The organism is Microbacterium sp. ANT_H45B, assembly GCF_008369345.1.
Lineage (GTDB): Bacteria > Actinomycetota > Actinomycetes > Actinomycetales > Microbacteriaceae > Microbacterium.
Genome location: NZ_VOBK01000003.1, coordinates 14,447 through 31,335 on the forward strand (window position 1 = coordinate 14,447; position 16,889 = coordinate 31,335).

At 70.7% G+C, this 16,889-nt stretch carries 13 protein-coding genes; 7 read left to right on the forward strand and 6 right to left on the reverse strand.

Going from position 1 to position 16,889, the window contains the following annotated elements:
* Position 1: 1 nt before the first annotated feature.
* Positions 2–1,288, reverse strand: a complete 1,287-nt coding sequence (locus FQ142_RS12360; protein WP_149423550.1) for a hypothetical protein — start codon at positions 1,286–1,288, stop codon at positions 2–4.
* A gap of 252 nt (positions 1,289–1,540) precedes the next feature.
* Between FQ142_RS12360 and FQ142_RS12365 the strand changes: the two genes are divergently transcribed.
* A complete protein-coding gene (locus FQ142_RS12365; protein ID WP_149423551.1) occupies positions 1,541–2,860 on the forward strand; it encodes an MFS transporter in 1,320 nt (439 codons plus the stop codon).
* Between the two features lie 37 nt (positions 2,861–2,897).
* Here the strand turns inward: FQ142_RS12365 and ptsP are convergent, their stop codons facing one another.
* From ptsP to FQ142_RS12385, 4 genes are all read right to left on the reverse strand, one after another.
* Entirely contained in the window at positions 2,898–5,447 is a 2,550-nt protein-coding gene (gene ptsP, locus FQ142_RS12370; RefSeq protein WP_149423552.1) for a phosphoenolpyruvate--protein phosphotransferase, read from the reverse strand.
* Positions 5,447–6,109: a dihydroxyacetone kinase subunit DhaL gene (dhaL, locus tag FQ142_RS12375; RefSeq protein WP_149423553.1), complete on the reverse strand. Its 663-nt coding sequence runs from the start codon at positions 6,107–6,109 to the stop codon at positions 5,447–5,449. The genes ptsP and dhaL overlap by 1 nt, the downstream gene beginning before the upstream one ends.
* Positions 6,109–7,101, reverse strand: coding sequence for a dihydroxyacetone kinase subunit DhaK (gene dhaK, locus FQ142_RS12380; RefSeq protein WP_149423554.1), 993 nt, complete (start codon positions 7,099–7,101; stop codon positions 6,109–6,111). The genes dhaL and dhaK overlap by 1 nt, the downstream gene beginning before the upstream one ends.
* A 156-nt stretch (positions 7,102–7,257) precedes the next feature.
* Entirely contained in the window at positions 7,258–7,869 is a 612-nt protein-coding gene (locus FQ142_RS12385; protein WP_149423555.1) for a TetR/AcrR family transcriptional regulator, read from the reverse strand.
* Positions 7,870–7,980: 111 nt separating this feature from the next.
* Between FQ142_RS12385 and FQ142_RS12390 the strand changes: the two genes are divergently transcribed.
* Genes FQ142_RS12390 through paaK form a run of 6 tightly spaced genes read left to right on the forward strand, consistent with a single transcriptional unit; the run spans position 7,981 to position 14,635 of the window.
* Positions 7,981–9,168 (forward strand): thiolase family protein, encoded by a 1,188-nt coding sequence (locus tag FQ142_RS12390; protein ID WP_149423556.1) that lies wholly within the window; start codon positions 7,981–7,983, stop codon positions 9,166–9,168.
* Complete coding sequence (locus FQ142_RS12395; RefSeq protein WP_149423557.1) at positions 9,165–9,896, forward strand: enoyl-CoA hydratase/isomerase family protein; 732 nt, start codon at positions 9,165–9,167, stop codon at positions 9,894–9,896. The genes FQ142_RS12390 and FQ142_RS12395 overlap by 4 nt, the downstream gene beginning before the upstream one ends.
* Positions 9,893–10,828, forward strand: a complete 936-nt coding sequence (locus FQ142_RS12400) for a 3-hydroxyacyl-CoA dehydrogenase family protein (protein ID WP_149423558.1) — start codon at positions 9,893–9,895, stop codon at positions 10,826–10,828. The genes FQ142_RS12395 and FQ142_RS12400 overlap by 4 nt, the downstream gene beginning before the upstream one ends.
* The gene (paaZ, locus tag FQ142_RS12405; RefSeq protein ID WP_410477443.1) at positions 10,810–12,906 is read left to right on the forward strand and encodes a phenylacetic acid degradation bifunctional protein PaaZ; all 2,097 of its coding nucleotides are present in this window, start codon (positions 10,810–10,812) and stop codon (positions 12,904–12,906) included. The genes FQ142_RS12400 and paaZ overlap by 19 nt, the downstream gene beginning before the upstream one ends.
* A 5-nt stretch (positions 12,907–12,911) precedes the next feature.
* Positions 12,912–13,295, forward strand: a complete 384-nt coding sequence (gene paaI / locus FQ142_RS12410; protein WP_149423559.1) for a hydroxyphenylacetyl-CoA thioesterase PaaI — start codon at positions 12,912–12,914, stop codon at positions 13,293–13,295.
* A gap of 44 nt (positions 13,296–13,339) precedes the next feature.
* Positions 13,340–14,635, forward strand: a complete 1,296-nt coding sequence (gene paaK, locus FQ142_RS12415) for a phenylacetate--CoA ligase PaaK (RefSeq protein ID WP_149423560.1) — start codon at positions 13,340–13,342, stop codon at positions 14,633–14,635.
* Positions 14,636–14,672: 37 nt separating this feature from the next.
* On the opposite strand, the gene FQ142_RS12420 is transcribed toward paaK, so the two are convergent.
* On the reverse strand, positions 14,673–16,796 hold the full coding sequence (locus FQ142_RS12420; protein WP_149423561.1) for a RecQ family ATP-dependent DNA helicase: 2,124 nt from the start codon (positions 16,794–16,796) through the stop codon (positions 14,673–14,675).
* Positions 16,797–16,889 lie beyond the last annotated feature (93 nt).

A 16,889-nucleotide genomic window follows, 5' to 3' on the forward strand; every position in this document is an offset into this window, starting at 1 on the left:
TCTACTCCACGGTGAGGTCACCGCGCTGCGTCGCATCGGCCGTCGTGATGCCGATGATCCGGGCGTCCGGGGCGTCGGCGTCGTCCCGCGTGGTGTGGAAGATGAGGAGACGTCCCTCCCTGTCTGCGACGAAGTAGGCCCACTGGCCCGACGAGACGACGTGCACCCGGGTTCCGGACGGGAACGCGGAGACGGCCGAGGAGAGCGGATCACCGATCCGCACCTCGAGCGCGTGCGGCGACGCCGCGCCATCGACCCCCGCATCCTCTTCGTCCGACACCGCGCCGGCGGTGATCTCGGAGATCGTCCCGCTCTCCGCGACCGTCACCGACAGCGACGAGACGCCGTCGGGGCTCGTGAAGATCGACGGTCCGCCGTCGTATGCGGGCGGCGTCACCGTCGCACCGGGCACCGCCGCGGCAGCCGCGTCAGACGTGTCGCCGAGGCGGATCGGGCCGACGCCCGATCCGGTGATCGACCACTCGCCCCAGGGTCCGGCGGCATCGCCCACCGGCTCGGTCGACGTCGCCGGAGGTGTCGCCGTCAGCGTCTCGACGAGCTCGGACTCGGCATCGATCGCGGCCGCCTGCAGCAGCTCCGCCGCGGCAGCGGGGTCGATCGGTGCGGACTCGGGCAGGGATGTCTGCAGGTGCACGAGCGTGTTGCCGAGTGCGGCGAACCCGTGGAACACCCTCCAGCCGCCGGAGGACGGATCCGCGTTGAGCGCCCCCGCCAGCGCGCGGACGCCTTCCTGCTCCTCCGCGACGACCGACTCGAAGGTGTTGCGGCCGTCATAGTCGAATTCTCCGCACTCGGCTGCTGCGCGCTCGAGCTGATCCATACGCGTGGCCGCGTGCGCCGCGTCGGCGAACTGCAGCGCGACCACTCTGTTGGAGGAGAACTCGGTGTCGCTCGGCATCGACCAGGACATCGTCCGGGTCGCCAGAGAACCGAGCGTCTGCTCCATGTACAGCACGCCGCAGATCGCGGGGACGAACTCCGGTCCACCGCCGTCCGAGATCTGCTCCAGCACGTCGGACGGAGCGCTGACGTCAGCCGCGGACGGGATCAGGGCGACGATGTCGTCAGAGGAGGGCAGAAGCCACGTGAGCTCGTCGCCGACGAAGGACACCGGCCCCGAGTACGGCTCCGGAGATGTGGCCTCGGGCGTCGGCGACGACGGCGGCGAGGACTCCTCCGCCGGTGCGCAGGCGGTCAACGCGAGAAGCGCTCCGACTCCGACGACCCCGAGAACGACCTGCACTCGTCGACGATTCACCACACGCATGACATACCCTCCCGCTCGCTCGTCACGTCGAGATCCGACGTCCCCCTGCGGCGAGCATACGGACGCACCGATCCGCCGACGAGAGTCGCATCCATGTCGATATCAGAATGAGAGGAATCGCATGCCGAGCGCCGTATATTTCGAGGTCGCGCGCTCTCATGCGCTACGGTCGCTTTACTGACCGATCATTCGGTAAGTTGATCGTGGCGACGCCGCGTCGCCTTCCCCCTATTGCAGAACGATGGAGTTCGCATGACGTCAGCAGTCTCCGCACGCAGTTCGACCACCCGGATGCCCGGCGAGGAACGGCGGGTCCTCGCCAGCACCCTCGTCGGCACCTCGATCGAGTGGTACGACTTCTTCATCTACGCGCAGGCCGCCGGCCTCGTCCTCGCCCCGTTGTTCCTCGCGCCGATCGCCGAGGAGAACAAGGGGTTCGCGCAGGTGCTGTCCTTCGCCACCATCGGCATCTCCTTCCTCTTCCGACCGCTCGGCGCCATCGTCGCGGGCCACCTCGGCGACAAGCTGGGGCGCAAGAAGATGCTGGTGTTCACCCTGGTGATGATGGGACTGTCCACGTCCCTCATCGGCCTGCTCCCGACCTATGCCGCGATCGGCGTCGCCGCCCCCATCCTCCTCATCGTGCTGCGCATCCTGCAGGGATTCTCGGCCGGAGGCGAATGGGGTGGAGCCGCCCTGATGGCCGTCGAGCACGCGCCGAAGAACCGCCGAGGGCTCTTCGGCGCCTTCCCGCAGATCGGCGTGCCGATCGGCATGATCCTCGCGACGGCGACGCTCTGGGTGCTGACCAGCTCGATGTCGCCCGAGGCGTTCCTCGAATGGGGCTGGCGCATCCCGTTCCTGATGTCGATCGTGCTGATCGCCGTCGGCTACGTGATCCGGCGTGCCGTCGACGAGAGCCCCGTCTTCGAGGATCTCCGTCGCCGCCGTCAGGAAGCCTCCGCGCCGCTCGGCCGCCTGTTCCGCAAGAACACCAAGCAGGTCGTACTCACCGCACTCATCTTCATCGGCAACAACGCCGCGGGATACCTGCTGATCGCCTTCTTCGCGACCTACGCGGTCACCGCTCTCGGAATGGAGCGCCCTCCCGTACTGCTGGCCACGACGCTCGCGTCCTTCGGATGGCTCATCTTCACGCTCTGGGGCGGTCATCTCTCCGACCGGCTCGGGCGCGTTCGCACCTTCCAGATCGGGTACATCGCGCTCGCCCTCTGGGCGGTGCCGATGTGGTTCCTGATCGACACGGCGAACATCCTCTGGTACTTCGTCGCGCTGTTCGTCATGACGTTCGCGCTCGGTCTCTCCTACGGTCCGCAGGCAGCGCTCTACGCCGAGATGTTCCCCGCCAACGTGCGGTACTCGGGAGTCTCGATCGGATACGCGCTCGGTGCCATCCTCGGCGGCGCGTTCGCGCCGATGATCGCGGAGTCGCTGATGAACCAGTTCCAGGCGGCCTGGACGATCGGCGTCTACATCGCGGTCGCGGCGGTGATCTCGCTCGTCGCGGTGTCGCTGGTGAAGGAGCCCAAGGGCGTCGACCTGCACGCCTGAGCGACGCACCTCTCCCCCGACCCGACGGGCCGGTCGTTCACACGACCGGCCCGTCGGCCGTTCCCTCGGCCGTTCCCTCGGCCGTTCCCTCGGCCGTTCCCGCGGCGATTCCCGCGGCCGTTCCCGTGGCGAGGGCCTCGGAGGCCGCCGCGCGGGTGTCCGCCGCGGTCGCCGCCGTCAGCACGGCCTTCGCTGCGGCCACGCACTGGGCCTCGGTGACAGCGGCGAGCGCGGCGGCGACGCGACCGAGCGCCCGCGGCGTCATCGACAGCGAGGTGACGCCGAGGCCCACGAGCACCGGCGCGAGAGCGGGGTCCGCGGCGGCCTCGCCGCACACCCCGACCGGGAGATCCCACCGGCGACCGGCCTCGCCGACCGCGCCGATCAGCCGGAGCACGGCGGGCTGCCACGGATCGTTGAGCTCGCCGAGCTCGGCCAGCAGCCGGTCGGCGGCCAACGCGTACTGGGCGAGGTCGTTGGTGCCGATGCTGACGAAGTCGACGACCTCGAGCATCTCGGAGGCGAGCAGCGCCGCCGACGGAGTCTCGACCATGATGCCGACCGTCATGAGCCCTGCGGCGCGGGCACTCTCGGCGAAGGCGCGGGCCTCGTCGACCGTCGCCACCATCGGCGCCATCACCTCGACGATGGCGGACTCCGCCTCGGCCGCCCTCGCCAACGCATGCAGCTGATCGTCGAGCAGTGCGGGCGAGCGACGAGAGATCCGCAGGCCGCGGATCCCCAGCGCGGGATTGTCCTCGGCATCCGCGTTCGCGAAGGGCAGCGGCTTGTCGCTGCCCGCATCGAGCGTGCGCACGACGACCCGGCGACCGCGGAAGGCCGCGAACACGCCGCGATAGGCGGCGACCTGCTCGTCGATCGACGGCGCGTCGACCCGGTCGAGGAAGCAGAACTCGGTGCGGAAGAGCCCGACGCCCTCGGCTCCGGATGCCACGGCGGTGACCGCATCCGCCGCGCCGCCGACGTTGGCGAGCAGGGCGATGCGTCGCCCGTCGGCCAGCAGGCCTTCGCCGCGGAACGGCACCGCGACGGCCGCCGCCTCCGCCGCCGCGACCGTCTCCGCGTCGGGGGCGATCTCGACGGTCCCGCGATCGCCGTCGACGAGCGCGGTGACACCGGGCACGATGCCCGTCGCCCCGGCGACCCCGACCACGGCGGGGATCCCGAGCGAGCGGGCGATGATCGCGGTGTGCGAGGTGGGCCCGCCTCTCTCGGTCACGAGAGCGACGCAGTTGCCGCCGTCGAGCGCCGCCGCATCGGCGGGCGCGAGATCGGGCGCGATCAGGGCGAACGGCTCGTCGCGATCGGGGACTCCGGGCACATCGATCCCGAGGATCTCGGCGATGAGGCGATCCCGGATGTCGCGGATGTCGGCGGCGCGCTCGGCCATCCGCCCCCCGAGGGCGGTCAGCCCCTGCTCGTGCGCGACCGCGGTCTCCCACACGGCACGCGCCGCAGAGAGCCCCTTCGTGCGGACCCGCAGCGACGCGTCACCGACCAGTTCCGGGTCGGAGGCGAGAAGACGCGACGCGTCGAGGATCGCGCGCGCCTGTCCGGTCGCCCGTGCAGTGCGTCCGCGCAGCTGATCCGCGACCGCCACGGACGCCCACTCGATCGCCGACACCTCGCGCTCCCGATCGGCGGCAGCGACGACGACGTCGGGATCGGGCTCGCCGACCGGTGGTCCGAGGAGAACCACCGGCGCGGCGACTCGACCGCCGCTGACCCCTCGACCGCGCAGCACGGTGCCGGCGAGCACCGGGGCCACCTCGGATGCGCGCTCGGCGGCGTTCGGGGCCGCCTGACCCGCCGGGGCCGGCGGACTGGCGGTCCCCTCCCCGAACCCGTCATCGAACAGGGCCGCCACGCGCTCGAGCACAGCCTCGGACCCGACCCCGCTCGCCGAGAGCTCGACCTCGTCGCCCTGCGCGGCGCCGAGGATGAGCATGCGAGACAGACTCGCCGCCGACGCATCGGGCCCGTCGGGCAGCCGGCGAAGCCGCACATCCGCCCCGACCGACGCCTCGGCGATCAGGGCGGCGGGACGAGCGTGGATGCCGAGAGGATTGCGCACGACCACCACGCGCGTCACCGCGTCGGGATGCCGCCCGGTCGAGACGGCTTCTCCTGGCATCGAGTCAGCCTCCGGGACTCCGAGCTGCCCTGTCTTCGCGCCCAATGCCGCGGAGGCCTCTGCGGCGACCAGATCGAGCGAGCCGCCGGCCGCCGCAGACACGACGGCGGCGAGCAACCCCTCCACGAACGGGGCCGGCGCCAGGCGCACCGGCACGTCGCTCAGCCGGAGCTCGAGTGCGAGCTCCGCGCTGAGCACCGCGGAGCCCAGGTCCATCAACACGAGCACGCCGTCGCAGTCGGCTGCGAGTTCGTCGATCGCCGCGGCCACCGCGACCGCATCCGTCCCGAGGATGGGCGTGCCGTCGGCATCCGCTCCTGCGCCGGCGGCGACCCGCACGCGCACTCCCCCACCCTGCACCATCTGCAGGGCGAGCTCGAGCGCCGCCTCCCCGAGTCGAGCACTGTGGGAGACGGCGACGATGCCGATCATCAGGACGATTCCGCTACGGGTGAGGCGGTCTCCGCGGTGGCCCGCGCGAGCGCCTCGAACAGCAGCGTGGTCGACGCGGCACCGGGGTCGAGGTGACCGGCGCTGCGCTCGCCCAGGTAGCTCGCACGCCCCTTGCGGGCGACGAGGGGCTCGGTGGCGTCGCGACCGGATGCCGCGGCCCGCGCCGCCGCCGCCGTGGCCGCACCGAGATCCGCGCCGCCGGCGATCTCCGCCTCGAAGGCATCGACCGCCGGAGCCATGGCGTCGATCATCGTCTTGTCGCCCGCCTCGGCCTTGCCGCGGGCGACGATCCCGTCGAGCCCGGCTCGCAGCGACGCGGCCAGAGCGGGACCGTCGAGTGCGGTCACGGGCCCCGCGGCCACTCCCATGCGCAGGAACAGGGTCCCGTACAGCGGGCCGCTCGCGCCGCCGACCGAGCTCACCAGGGTCATGCCGACCGTCTTGAGCAGCTCGTCGACCGTGTCGGGCACGCCCGCATCCAGCTTCGCGACCACCGCATCCATACCTCTCGACATGTTCGCGCCGTGGTCGGTGTCACCGATCGCGGAGTCGAGCTCGGTGAGCCACTCCCTCTTCTCGACGATCACGTCGCGGAACCCGTGTACCCATGCCGACAGCTCCGCCGGACCGAGCGCCGCCATCAGGCGCCCCACCGCAGGCCGGGGGTGTTCACGGGCGCGTCCCACAGTCGCAGCAGCTCGTCATCGGCTGTGAGCACGGTGAGCGAGCACCCGGCCATGTCGAGCGAGGTGATGTAGTTCCCGACCAGATTTCTGGCGATCTGCACGCCGGCCTTCTCGAGCAGCGGCACGACCTCGCCGTACATCAGGTACAGCTCGATCAGGGGCGATCCGCCCATGCCGTTGAGCATCACGATCGCGGGTCCGGCCGCGTCGAGATCCGCCAGGATCGGCTCGACGAGCTGGCGGGCGATCTCGGACGCCGGAGCCAGGGGCTCCCGGTGTCGGCCCGGCTCGCCGTGGATGCCGATGCCGATCTCCATCTGGTCGTCCGGAAGATCGAACGTGGGCTTGCCCGCCGCGGGCACGGTGCAGCTCGTAAGCGCCATGCCCATCGAGCGCCCCTGCCCGACGATCCGCTGCGCGAGCTCGAGCACCGAGGCGAGATCCTGCCCCTCTTCGGCCGCCGCGCCGACGAGCTTCTCGAGCAGTACGGTGAGCCCCACCCCGCGGCGTCCTGCCGTGTAGAGGGAGTCCTGCACGGCGACGTCATCGTCGACGATCACGGTGGCGACCTCGATCCCCTCCATCGCTGCGAGCTCCGCTGCCATCTCGAAGTTCAGCACGTCTCCGGTGTAGTTCTTCACGATGTGCAGCACTCCGGCGCCCCGATCGACCGCTTTGGTCGCGGCCTGCACGCGGTCGGGGGTGGGCGAGGTGAAGACCTCGCCGGCCACGGCCGCATCGAGCATCCCGACGCCGACGTAGCCGCCGTGCAGGGGCTCATGTCCGGATCCGCCTCCCGACACCACCGCCACCTTGCCCTGCGCCTTGGGCGTCGCGCGCGTGATCACCTGGGTCTCGTGGTCGACCGACAGCTCCGGATGCGCGAGGGCGACGCCCCGCAGCGATTCGGCCAGCACATCGGCGGGGTTGTTGATGAGCTTCTTCATCGTTCGATCTCCCTTGATCTCTGCGGCGGCGAACTTTCGCGATATCGGAAAGGCATTCGTCACTGTCGAATATGCTCCTGCCCGACACCGCCCGCAACAGTTCTCGCGAGTGGGGATCGACGCGCCCGGTCGTTCACGCCCGGTCGCGCGCCCTTCTCAGCGCGACTGCAGTCCGTCGAGGCTCACCCGGAGGATGTCCTCACCCAGCTCGTCGGGATCCACGGAGCCACCGGGCCGGTACCACTCGACCACGGAGTTGATCATGCCGAAGATCAGCCTCGTCGCGACCGCGGCATCCACGTCATCGCGGATGAGCCCCTCGGCCTGAGCCTCGGAGACGATCGCGGTGACCCGCTGGTCGAACGCGCGGCGGCGCACCAGCGCGGCCGTCTCGACGTCGCCGTTGCCGCGCACCCGCAGCAGCAGCGTCACCGAGGGGAGCTTCTCGGTGAGCACGCGCACGGCCCCGCGGATGATCGATCGCAGACGGTCGGAGGCGAGCGGATGCCGGGCGGTCGCGTCGTCCACGACGGCCTCGAGAGCGTCGAGCGCGTCGTTCAGGGCGAGCTCGAGGATCGCCGACTTGGAGTCGAAGTGGTGATAGAGCGCGGACTTCGTCAATCCCAGAGTGGCACTGAGGTCGGCGACGCTGGTCGCGTCGTAGCCCTGCTCGTTGAACACCTTGACCGCGACCGCGAGCACCTGCTCACGGTCGTAGCCGGGCCGGCCGCGTCGGGGGGCCGGTGCATCGGATCGGGGCTGCGACATGCGCCAAGTCTGTCATTCCTGCGGAGTTGCCATTCGCCTCCCGATCTGAGATCGTATTCCTGACCGATCGGTCTGAAATTATCGCCAGCGTCGGTGATCGAGAGGATGATGATGTCCGAGGCCTATCTCGTCGATGGCGTCCGCACCCCCGTCGGGCGCTACGGAGGGGCACTCGCGTCCGTGCGCCCCGACGACCTCGCAGCCCTGGTGGTGGGTGAGACCGCCCGCCGGTCCGGCCTTCCCGTCGAGGAGATCGACGAGGTGATCCTCGGCGCTGCGAACCAGGCGGGCGAGGACAACCGCAACGTGGCGCGCATGGCCGTGCTGCTCGCGGGCCTCCCCGACTCGATCCCCGGCCTGACCGTCAACCGCCTCTGCGCCTCGGGGATGTCGGCCATCGCCCTCGCCGCGAACGCCGTGCGCGCAGGAGACGCCGACCTCGTCATCGCGGGCGGCGTCGAATCCATGACCCGTGCGCCCTGGGTGCAGGCGAAGCCCGACCGGGCATGGGCACGGCCCGGTGCCGCGTTCGACACGTCGATCGGCTGGCGCTTCACGAACCCCCGGCTGAGCGCGCGCGACAAGGCGACGTTCTCGATGCCGGAGACGGCGGAGGAGGTCGCGCGCGTCGATGCGATCAGTCGGGCGGATGCCGACGCTTTCGCTCTGCAGAGCCACGAGCGGGCGATCGCCGCGATCGACGCCGGGCGCTTCGCCGCCGAGATCGTGGGAGTCGAGACGAACCGGGGGCTCGTCGAGACCGACGAGGGTCCTCGACGGGACACCACCCTCGACGCACTCGCGGGGCTGCGTGCGGTCGTCGCCGGCGGAGAGGTCGTCACCGCCGGGAACTCCAGTTCGCTGAACGACGGATCGTCCGCGATCGTCGTGGCGAGCGCCGAGGCCGTCGAACGGCACGGACTGCGCCCGCGTGCGCGCATCGTGGCATCCGCGACGGCCGCGCTCGCTCCCGAGATCATGGGTCTGGGCCCGGTGCCCGCCACCCAGAAGGCGCTCGCCAAGGCGGGTCTGCAGATCGGCGACCTCGGCGCCGTCGAGCTGAACGAGGCCTTCGCCTCGCAGTCCCTCGCCTGCATCCGCCGCCTGGGACTCGACCCGGCGATCGTCAACGCCGACGGTGGCGCCATCGCGCTCGGCCATCCGCTGGGATCCAGCGGCTCGCGACTGATCGTGACGCTTCTCGGACGGCTCGAGCGCGAGAACGCACGCTACGGACTCGCCACGATGTGCGTGGGCGTCGGGCAGGGCACCGCCATGATCGTCGAGCGCCTGACGTGACCCTGCACATCGAGGAGCAGGAGGACCGGATCGTCGCGACGCTGGACCGCCCCGAGAAGCGCAACGCCATCGACCAGGCGACGGTCGACGCGCTGCACGGGCTGTGCGCGATGCTCGAGGATGCTCCGCGCACGCTGATCCTCGCGGGATCGGGCGGTGTCTTCGCCGCCGGCGCCGACATCGCACAGCTGCGCGACCGCACCGCCGACGACGCCAGGCGCGGCATCAACGCGACCGTGTTCATCCGCATCCATGAGCTGCCGATGCCCGTGGTCGCCGCGATCGACGGCTACGCCCTCGGCGGCGGGGCCGAGCTCGCCTACGCCGCGGACATCCGCATCGCCACGCCGTCCCTCCGCATCGGCAACCCCGAGACCGGACTCGGGATCATCGCGGCGGCAGGCGCCACGTGGCGCCTGCCCGAGATCGTCGGCGAGGCGCGAGCCGGCGAACTGCTGCTCACGGGTCGAGCGCTCGACGCCGAAGAGGCGCTGCGCTGGGGCCTGGTCTCGTCGGTGCATCCGGCCGACGAGCTGCTCGCCACCGCTCACGGGATCGTCGATCGCATCGCGGCGAACGATCCACTGGCGACCCAGTACACGAAGCGGGCCCTGCGCACCCCTCGAGCGCAGCACCCCGCGATCGAACTCGAGCTGCAGGCCGAGCTGTTCGACTCGCCGGAGAAGCACCGCCGGATGACCGCATTCCTCGAGAGGAAGAGCCGATGAGCGAGACCACCCGCCCGCCGAGCGAGCGCACCGACCCCACCCGCCCGCTGAGCGAGCGGAGCGAGACGAAGCGCGCCCACGTCGCACCGGCACACGTCGGCGTGCTGGGCGGCGGGCGCATGGGCGCCGGCATCGCGCATGCGTTCCTGCTCGCGGGTTCGCACGTGAGCGTGGTCGAGCGGGACGCGGCCAGCGCTGACGCCGCCCTGACGCGCATCGGCGACAGCATCCGCAGATCCGTCGAACGCGACTCCTCTCTGGATGCGGCAGAGCTCGCCGACCGGCTCACGACCGGTACCGACATCGCGGCGTTCGCCGCGGTCGACCTCGTGATCGAGGCGGTGCCGGAGGACCGTGCCCTCAAGGACGACGCCCTCGGTCGCGCCGAAGTGGCGATGCCGGCTCACGCGACGCTGGCGAGCAACACGTCGTCGATCTCGATCGACGACCTGGCTGCGGATCGGCTGCGCCCCGAGCGCTTCCTCGGTCTGCACTTCTTCAACCCCGTGCCGGCGTCGGCGCTCGTCGAGATCGTACGCGGCGGCCGGACCGAGACGGCGATCGTCGACAGCGCGACCGGATGGGTGAGCGCTCTCGGCAAGACGCCGATCGTCGTGAGCGACTCGCCGGGCTTCGCCTCGTCCCGACTGGGCGTGATGCTCGGCCTCGAGGCGATCAGGATGCTCGAGGAGGGCGTCGCCTCGGCTGCCGACATCGACGCGGCGATGACGCTCGGATACCGGCATCCGATGGGCCCCCTGCGCACGACCGACGTGGTCGGCCTCGATGTGCGCCTGGGGATCGCCGAGGAGCTGGAGCGCACGCTCGGCGCGCGCTTCGCTCCGCCGGACCTCCTGCGGCGCCTGGTCGCCGAGGGAAAGCTCGGCCGCAAGAGCGGCGAAGGGTTCTACGCATGGAACGAGGAGAGATGACCGAGTATCTGCCGAGCTATGTCCAGGGCGAGTGGTGGACGCCGTCGTCCCCCGAGCGTTCCACCGAGGTGCGAGATGCGTCCACCGGCGACGTCGTCGCGCACGTCTCCACCCACGGCCTCGACCTCGCCGGGGCGCTGGAGCACGCGCGTTCGGTGGGGCAGAGGAGCCTCGGCGCTCTCACCTTCCACCAGCGTGCGGTGCTGCTGAAGCAGTTCGCGCTCGCGCTCACCGAGCGCAAGGACGAGCTGTATGCGCTGTCGTCCCGCACGGGCGCCACGAAGAACGACTCGTGGGTCGACATCGACGGCGGAATCGGCGTGCTGTTCTCTTACTCCGGAAAGGGACGGCGCGAGCTGCCCAACAGCCGCGTGCACGTCGACGGTCCGGTCGAGCCGCTCTCGAAGGACGGATCCTTCCTCGGTCGTCACGTCTACACGACGCTGCCCGGCGTCGCGGTGCAGATCAACGCGTTCAACTTCCCCGTGTGGGGATCGCTCGAGAAGTTCGCTCCGGCGTTCCTCGCCGGAATGCCCACGCTGGTGAAGCCCGCCACCCCGACGGGATACCTGGCGGAGGCGATGGTGCGCATCCTCGTCGAGTCCGGACTGCTGCCCGAAGGGTCTCTCCAGCTCGTCAGCGGAAGCGTTCCCGAGCTGTTCGAGAACCTGCGACTCGGCGATATCGTCGGCTTCACCGGCAGCGCGTCGACGGCGGAGAGCCTCAAGGCCCACCCCGCCGTGCAGGTCGGAGGAGTGCGCTTCACCGCCGAGACCGACTCGATAAACGCGTCGGTGCTGGGCACCGACGCCGTCGAGGGGACGCCCGAGTTCGACGCCTACGTGCGCCAGCTCGTCACGGAGATGACGACCAAGGCCGGCCAGAAGTGCACGGCGATCCGCCGCGCGATCGTGCCCGCGGGCTCGGCGGACGCCGTGATCGCCGCCGTGCGGGCGCGCATCTCCGAGAAGACCGTGCTCGGCGACCCGCGCGCCGAGGGCGTCACGATGGGCCCTCTCGCCTCGACCGCGCAGCGCGACGAGGTGCTTCGCCAGGTGCAGAGACTGCAGACGGGCGGCGGGCGGATCGTCGTCGGCACCACCGATGTCCCGGATGTGCGCCTCGCCGACGGCAGCACGGGCCCCTCCCCCCATGGCGCGTTCGTCTCGCCGGTGCTGCTGCGTTTCGACGACTCGGGATCCGAGGCCGCGCACTCGATCGAGGCGTTCGGTCCGGTCTCCTCACTGATCACCTACGACACCACCGCCGACGCCGCGGCGCTCGTCGCGAGGGGCGGAGGCTCCCTCGTCACGAGCATCGCGACCCACGACCCGGTGCAGGCTGTGGAGCTGGCCGCGCGCATCGCGCCTTTCAACGGCCGGATGCTGCTGCTCGACCGTGACGACGCGCGATCGTCGACCGGTCACGGCTCCCCGCTCCCCACCCTCGTGCACGGAGGACCCGGCCGGGCCGGCGGCAGCGAGGAGCTCGGCGGCATCCGCGCGGTGCTCCACCACATGCAGCGCACCGCCGTGCAGGGCTCACCCGACATGCTCACCGCGCTGACCGGCGTGTGGCACGCCGGGGCCGCCTCGCACAGCGACGGCCGGCATCCGTTCCGCAAGTCGCTCGCAGAGCTCCGCATCGGCGATCAGATCGTATCCGCGTCGCGCGAGGTGACGCTCGCCGACATCGAGACCTTCGCGCACTTCACCGGCGACACGTTCTACGCGCACATGGATGAGGCGGCCGCCGCCGCCAACCCGTTCTTCCCCGGTCGGGTCGCCCACGGCTACCTGCTCGTCTCTTGGGCGGCCGGGCTGTTCGTCGACCCGGAGCCCGGCCCCGTGCTCGCCAACTACGGGCTCGAGAACCTGCGGTTCATCACGCCCGTCTCCCCCGGCGACACGATCCGCGTCGAGCTCACCGCCAAGCAGATCACTCCCCGCGAGACCGACGGGTACGGCGAGGTGCGCTGGGACGCCGTGATCCGCAACCAGAGCGACGAGCTCGTCGCGACCTACGACGTGCTGACCCTCGTCACCAAGGACGATGCCACCGAGGTCGCGGCAGCATGAGGCCCATGATGCAGCGCGACGCCGCCTCGGCCATGCTCGGCATGGTCATCGAGCTCGACGTGCCGGGAGAGGCCGTCGTGTCGATGACGGTGCGCGACGACATGCTCAACGGCTTCGCGATCACGCACGGCGGCCTGGTGTTCACTCTCGCCGACACCGCCTTCGCGATCGCCTGCAACGAGGATGAGCGGGTCACCGTCGCCGGTGGCGCCGACATCGCCTTCCTGAAGTCGACGACCGCAGGGCAGCGGCTGACCGCCCACGCCGTGCGCCGGGTCGTGAGCGGCCGCAACGGGCTCTATGACGTCACCGTCACCGATGACTCCGGAGACGTGGTCGCCGAGGTGCGGGGCCGCTCACTGACGACGAACCGCTCGCATCCCGCCTGAGCACCCCCGCGTTCACCCCCCTGTTCACGACGAAGGAGTCGACGATGACCGCTACCCGTGCCGACATCGGAACCGAACCCGAACTGCATTCGCCCGATCAGCTCGCCCGTCTGCAGCTGGAGCGTCTGCAGTGGACCGTGCACCACGCGTGGGAGAACGTGCCGACGTATCGCCGCAAGTTCGCCGAGCACGGCGTGCACCCCGACGACATCCGCACGCTCGACGACGTGCAGAAACTGCCCTTCACCACCAAGGCCGATCTGCGCGAGAGCTACCCGTTCGGGATGTTCGCCGTTCCCCTGCCCGATGTCCGGCGCATCCACGCGTCGTCCGGCACGACGGGGCGTCCGACCGTGGTCGGCTACACCGAGGGCGACCTCGACCGCTGGGGCGACCTGGTCGCGAGGTCGCTGCACGCGGCGGGGATCCGGGCGGGGATGAAGGTGCACAACGCCTACGGATACGGGCTCTTCACCGGAGGACTCGGGGCGCACGCCGGCATCGAACGGCTCGGCGCCACGGCGATCCCCGTGTCGGGAGGGCAGACCGCACGACAGGTGCAGTTGATCCGGGATTTCGAACCGGATGCCATCCTGTGCACCCCCAGCTACCTGCTCACGATCGCGGATGCGATGGAGGCGGCCGGGATCGACCCGACCACGACGTCGCTGCGGGTGGCGGTGCTGGGCGCCGAGCCCTGGACGAACGAGATGCGTCGCGAGATCGAGCGTCGACTGCACATCGATGCGGTCGACATCTACGGTCTCAGCGAGGTGATGGGACCCGGCGTCGCGAGCGAGAGCGTGCTCACCAAAGACGGCCCGCACATCTGGGAGGACCACTTCCTGCCCGAGATCATCGACGGCGACACCGGCGGGCTGCTGGCGGACGGCGAACTCGGCGAGCTGGTCTTCACCTCGCTCACCAAGGAGGCGTTCCCCGTCATCCGATACCGGACGCGGGATCTCACACGGCTTCTCCCGGGCACGACCTACCCGGCGCTCCGGCGCATGGAGAAGATCACCGGGCGCAACGACGACATGATCATCCTGCGCGGCGTGAACCTCTTCCCCACGCAGATCGAGGAACTCGTGATGGGCATCGAGACCCTGACGCCGCACTTCGTGCTCGAGCTGCATCGTGCCGGTCAGCTCGACACGATGACCGTGCGCATCGAACGACACCCGTCGTTGAGCGCCGAGGAGTGCGGGGCCGCCGCGGCGGTGCTCACCCACCGGATCAAGATGCACATCGGCACCAGCGTCGACGTCGAGGTCGAGGAGCCGGGCACGCTCCCTCGGAGCGAGGGCAAGTACAAGCGCGTGTACGACCTGCGCTGAGGGAGAATCGCCTCTACGCGATATCGCGTAGAGGTGATCAGCCGCGGAGCGCGAGCACGAACGGGAGCACCTCCGTGGCACCGGCCTGACGCAGCGTGCGGGCGGCGATGGTCAGGGTCCACCGGCTGTCGGCCAGGTCGTCGACGAGGAGGACGGGGCCGTCGGGGATGTCGAGACCCTGTGCGCTGAACCGGTCCCACAGACCGGCGAGACGGAAGACGCTGTTGCCGCCGGGCTGACCGGTCGGCCCGCCGTTCACCGGATCGAGCGCGCCGAGGTAGGAAAGTCGGCCGATCTCGGCGATCCCGCGGGCGAGCGAGTCCACGAGCAGCGGATGCGACCGTGAGGGCATCGCGACGACTGCGACGGGGCGCTGCGCCCACCCCCACTCGGTGAGGACCCGCACGCAGCCGCCGAGAACCTGCGGGGTGACGGGAGCATCAGGGGTTCCCGCGGCGAAGAGCTCGCGCAGAGTGCCGCCCCAGCCGAGGTCGGTCAGACGTGCGAGGGCACGACCCTCCCCCGCCTGCTCGCCGGCGGGGATGCGTCCCTTGACGGGGACGTCGAGCCGATCGGCCCCGGTCGGCCAGGCACGACGCGGTTCGACCGGCACACCGACCCGGTCGAGCGAGTGCGCCGCCTGCGTGGTCGCGGACTCGCCGATCTCGCTCGGGAACCATACCCCCGCGCAGTTGTCGCACCGACCGCACGGCGCGGCGGTGTCGTCATCGAGGGATCTCTGGAGGAACTCCATCCGACATCCGTCGGTCTGCTCGTAGTCGATCATGTGCTGCTGCTCGGCACGGCGTTCGGCCGCGATGCGCTCATAACGCTCGGCGTCGTAGACCCACGGCTCCCCGGTCGCGATCCACCCGCCCTGCACTCGTCGCACGGCTCCGTCGACGTCGAGCACCTTGAGCAGCAGCTCGAGCGGCGTGCGCCGGATGTCGACCATCGCTTCGAGCGCCGGCGTCGAGATCGGCTGATCGCCCAGCGCGCCGATCACGCGCTCGGCCCGCTCGCGGTCGGGCATCGACGCCGTCGCGAAGTAGTGCCAGATGTCGCGGTCTTCGACGCCGGGCAGCAGCAGGACGTCGGCGCTCTCGCTCGCGCGCCCCGCACGACCGACCTGCTGGTAGTACGCGACCGGTGACGACGGTGCGCCGAGGTGCAGCACGAAGCCGAGATCGGGCTTGTCGAACCCCATGCCGAGAGCGCTCGTCGCGACGAGAGCCTTGACCTCGTTGCGCTTCAGCAGCCCCTCGGACTCCGCGCGCTCGTCGGTGTCGGTCTGGCCCGTGTAGGCGCGCACCTCGTGCCCGTGCTCGCGCAGCAGCCGCGCGGTGTCGACGGCCGCGGCGACCGTCAGCGTGTAGATGATGCCCGAGCCGGGCAGGTCGTCGATGTGGCTCAGCAGCCAGGCGAGGCGGCTCGCCGAATCACGCAGGCGCAGCACCCCGAGCCGCAGCGAGGTGCGGGCCAGCGGGCCTCTGATCGTCAGCACTTCGGGGCCATCACCGGATTCCTCCGCGGCGCCCGTGCCGAGCTGCTCGGCGACATCGGCGACGACCCGGCTGTTGGCCGTGGCGGTCGTCGCGAGAACGGGCACCGCGACGGGCATCTGCTCGATCAGATCACGCAGCCGCCGATAGTCGGGGCGGAAGTCATGTCCCCAATCGCTGATGCAGTGCGCCTCGTCGACCACCAGCATGCCGATCCGTCGCACGAGAGCGGGCAGCTGCTGCTCACGGAACGCGGGGTTGTTGAGTCGCTCCGGAGACACCAGCAGCACGTCGACCTCGTCGCGGTCGAGCTGCTGCATCACCTCGGACCACTCGTGCGCGTTGGTCGAGTTGATCGCCACGGCGCGCACACCGGCCCGCTCGGCGGCGGCGATCTGATCGCGCATCAGAGCGAGCAGCGGCGAGACGAGCACGGTCGGCCCCGCCCCCTGTCGTCGCAGCAGCAGGGTCGCGACGAAGTAGACGGCGGACTTGCCCCACCCCGTGCGCTGCACCACGAGAGCCCGACGCCGGCCCTCGACGAGCGCCTCGATCGCCTCGTACTGACCATCGTGGAAGTCCGCGTCAGGGCGGCCGACGAGCTCGCGCAGCGCGCCGAGCGCGGCGTCGCGGGTGTCGACGGGAGTGGGGGAGGTCATGCCTCCACTCTGCCCGATGCGTCCGACACCCGGCCCCCTCCCTCCACAGCCCGATCCGCGCCCGGGCCCGACCACGTCGTCTAGCGTGGAGAG

Bases quoted from the DNA above. Each gene is read 5' to 3' on its own strand.
- FQ142_RS12360 (WP_149423550.1), bottom strand. From the start codon at position 1,288: ATGCGTGTGGTGAATCGTCGACGAGTGCAGGTCGTTCTCGGGGTCGTC.
- FQ142_RS12365 (WP_149423551.1), top strand. From the start codon at position 1,541: ATGACGTCAGCAGTCTCCGCACGCAGTTCGACCACCCGGATGCCCGGC.
- ptsP (WP_149423552.1), bottom strand. From the start codon at position 5,447: ATGATCGGCATCGTCGCCGTCTCCCACAGTGCTCGACTCGGGGAGGCG.
- dhaL (WP_149423553.1), bottom strand. From the start codon at position 6,109: ATGGCGGCGCTCGGTCCGGCGGAGCTGTCGGCATGGGTACACGGGTTC.
- dhaK (WP_149423554.1), bottom strand. From the start codon at position 7,101: ATGAAGAAGCTCATCAACAACCCCGCCGATGTGCTGGCCGAATCGCTG.
- FQ142_RS12385 (WP_149423555.1), bottom strand. From the start codon at position 7,869: ATGTCGCAGCCCCGATCCGATGCACCGGCCCCCCGACGCGGCCGGCCC.
- FQ142_RS12390 (WP_149423556.1), top strand. From the start codon at position 7,981: ATGTCCGAGGCCTATCTCGTCGATGGCGTCCGCACCCCCGTCGGGCGC.
- FQ142_RS12400 (WP_149423558.1), top strand. From the start codon at position 9,893: ATGAGCGAGACCACCCGCCCGCCGAGCGAGCGCACCGACCCCACCCGC.
- paaZ (WP_410477443.1), top strand. From the start codon at position 10,810: ATGGAACGAGGAGAGATGACCGAGTATCTGCCGAGCTATGTCCAGGGC.
- paaI (WP_149423559.1), top strand. From the start codon at position 12,912: ATGATGCAGCGCGACGCCGCCTCGGCCATGCTCGGCATGGTCATCGAG.
- paaK (WP_149423560.1), top strand. From the start codon at position 13,340: ATGACCGCTACCCGTGCCGACATCGGAACCGAACCCGAACTGCATTCG.
- FQ142_RS12420 (WP_149423561.1), bottom strand. From the start codon at position 16,796: ATGACCTCCCCCACTCCCGTCGACACCCGCGACGCCGCGCTCGGCGCG.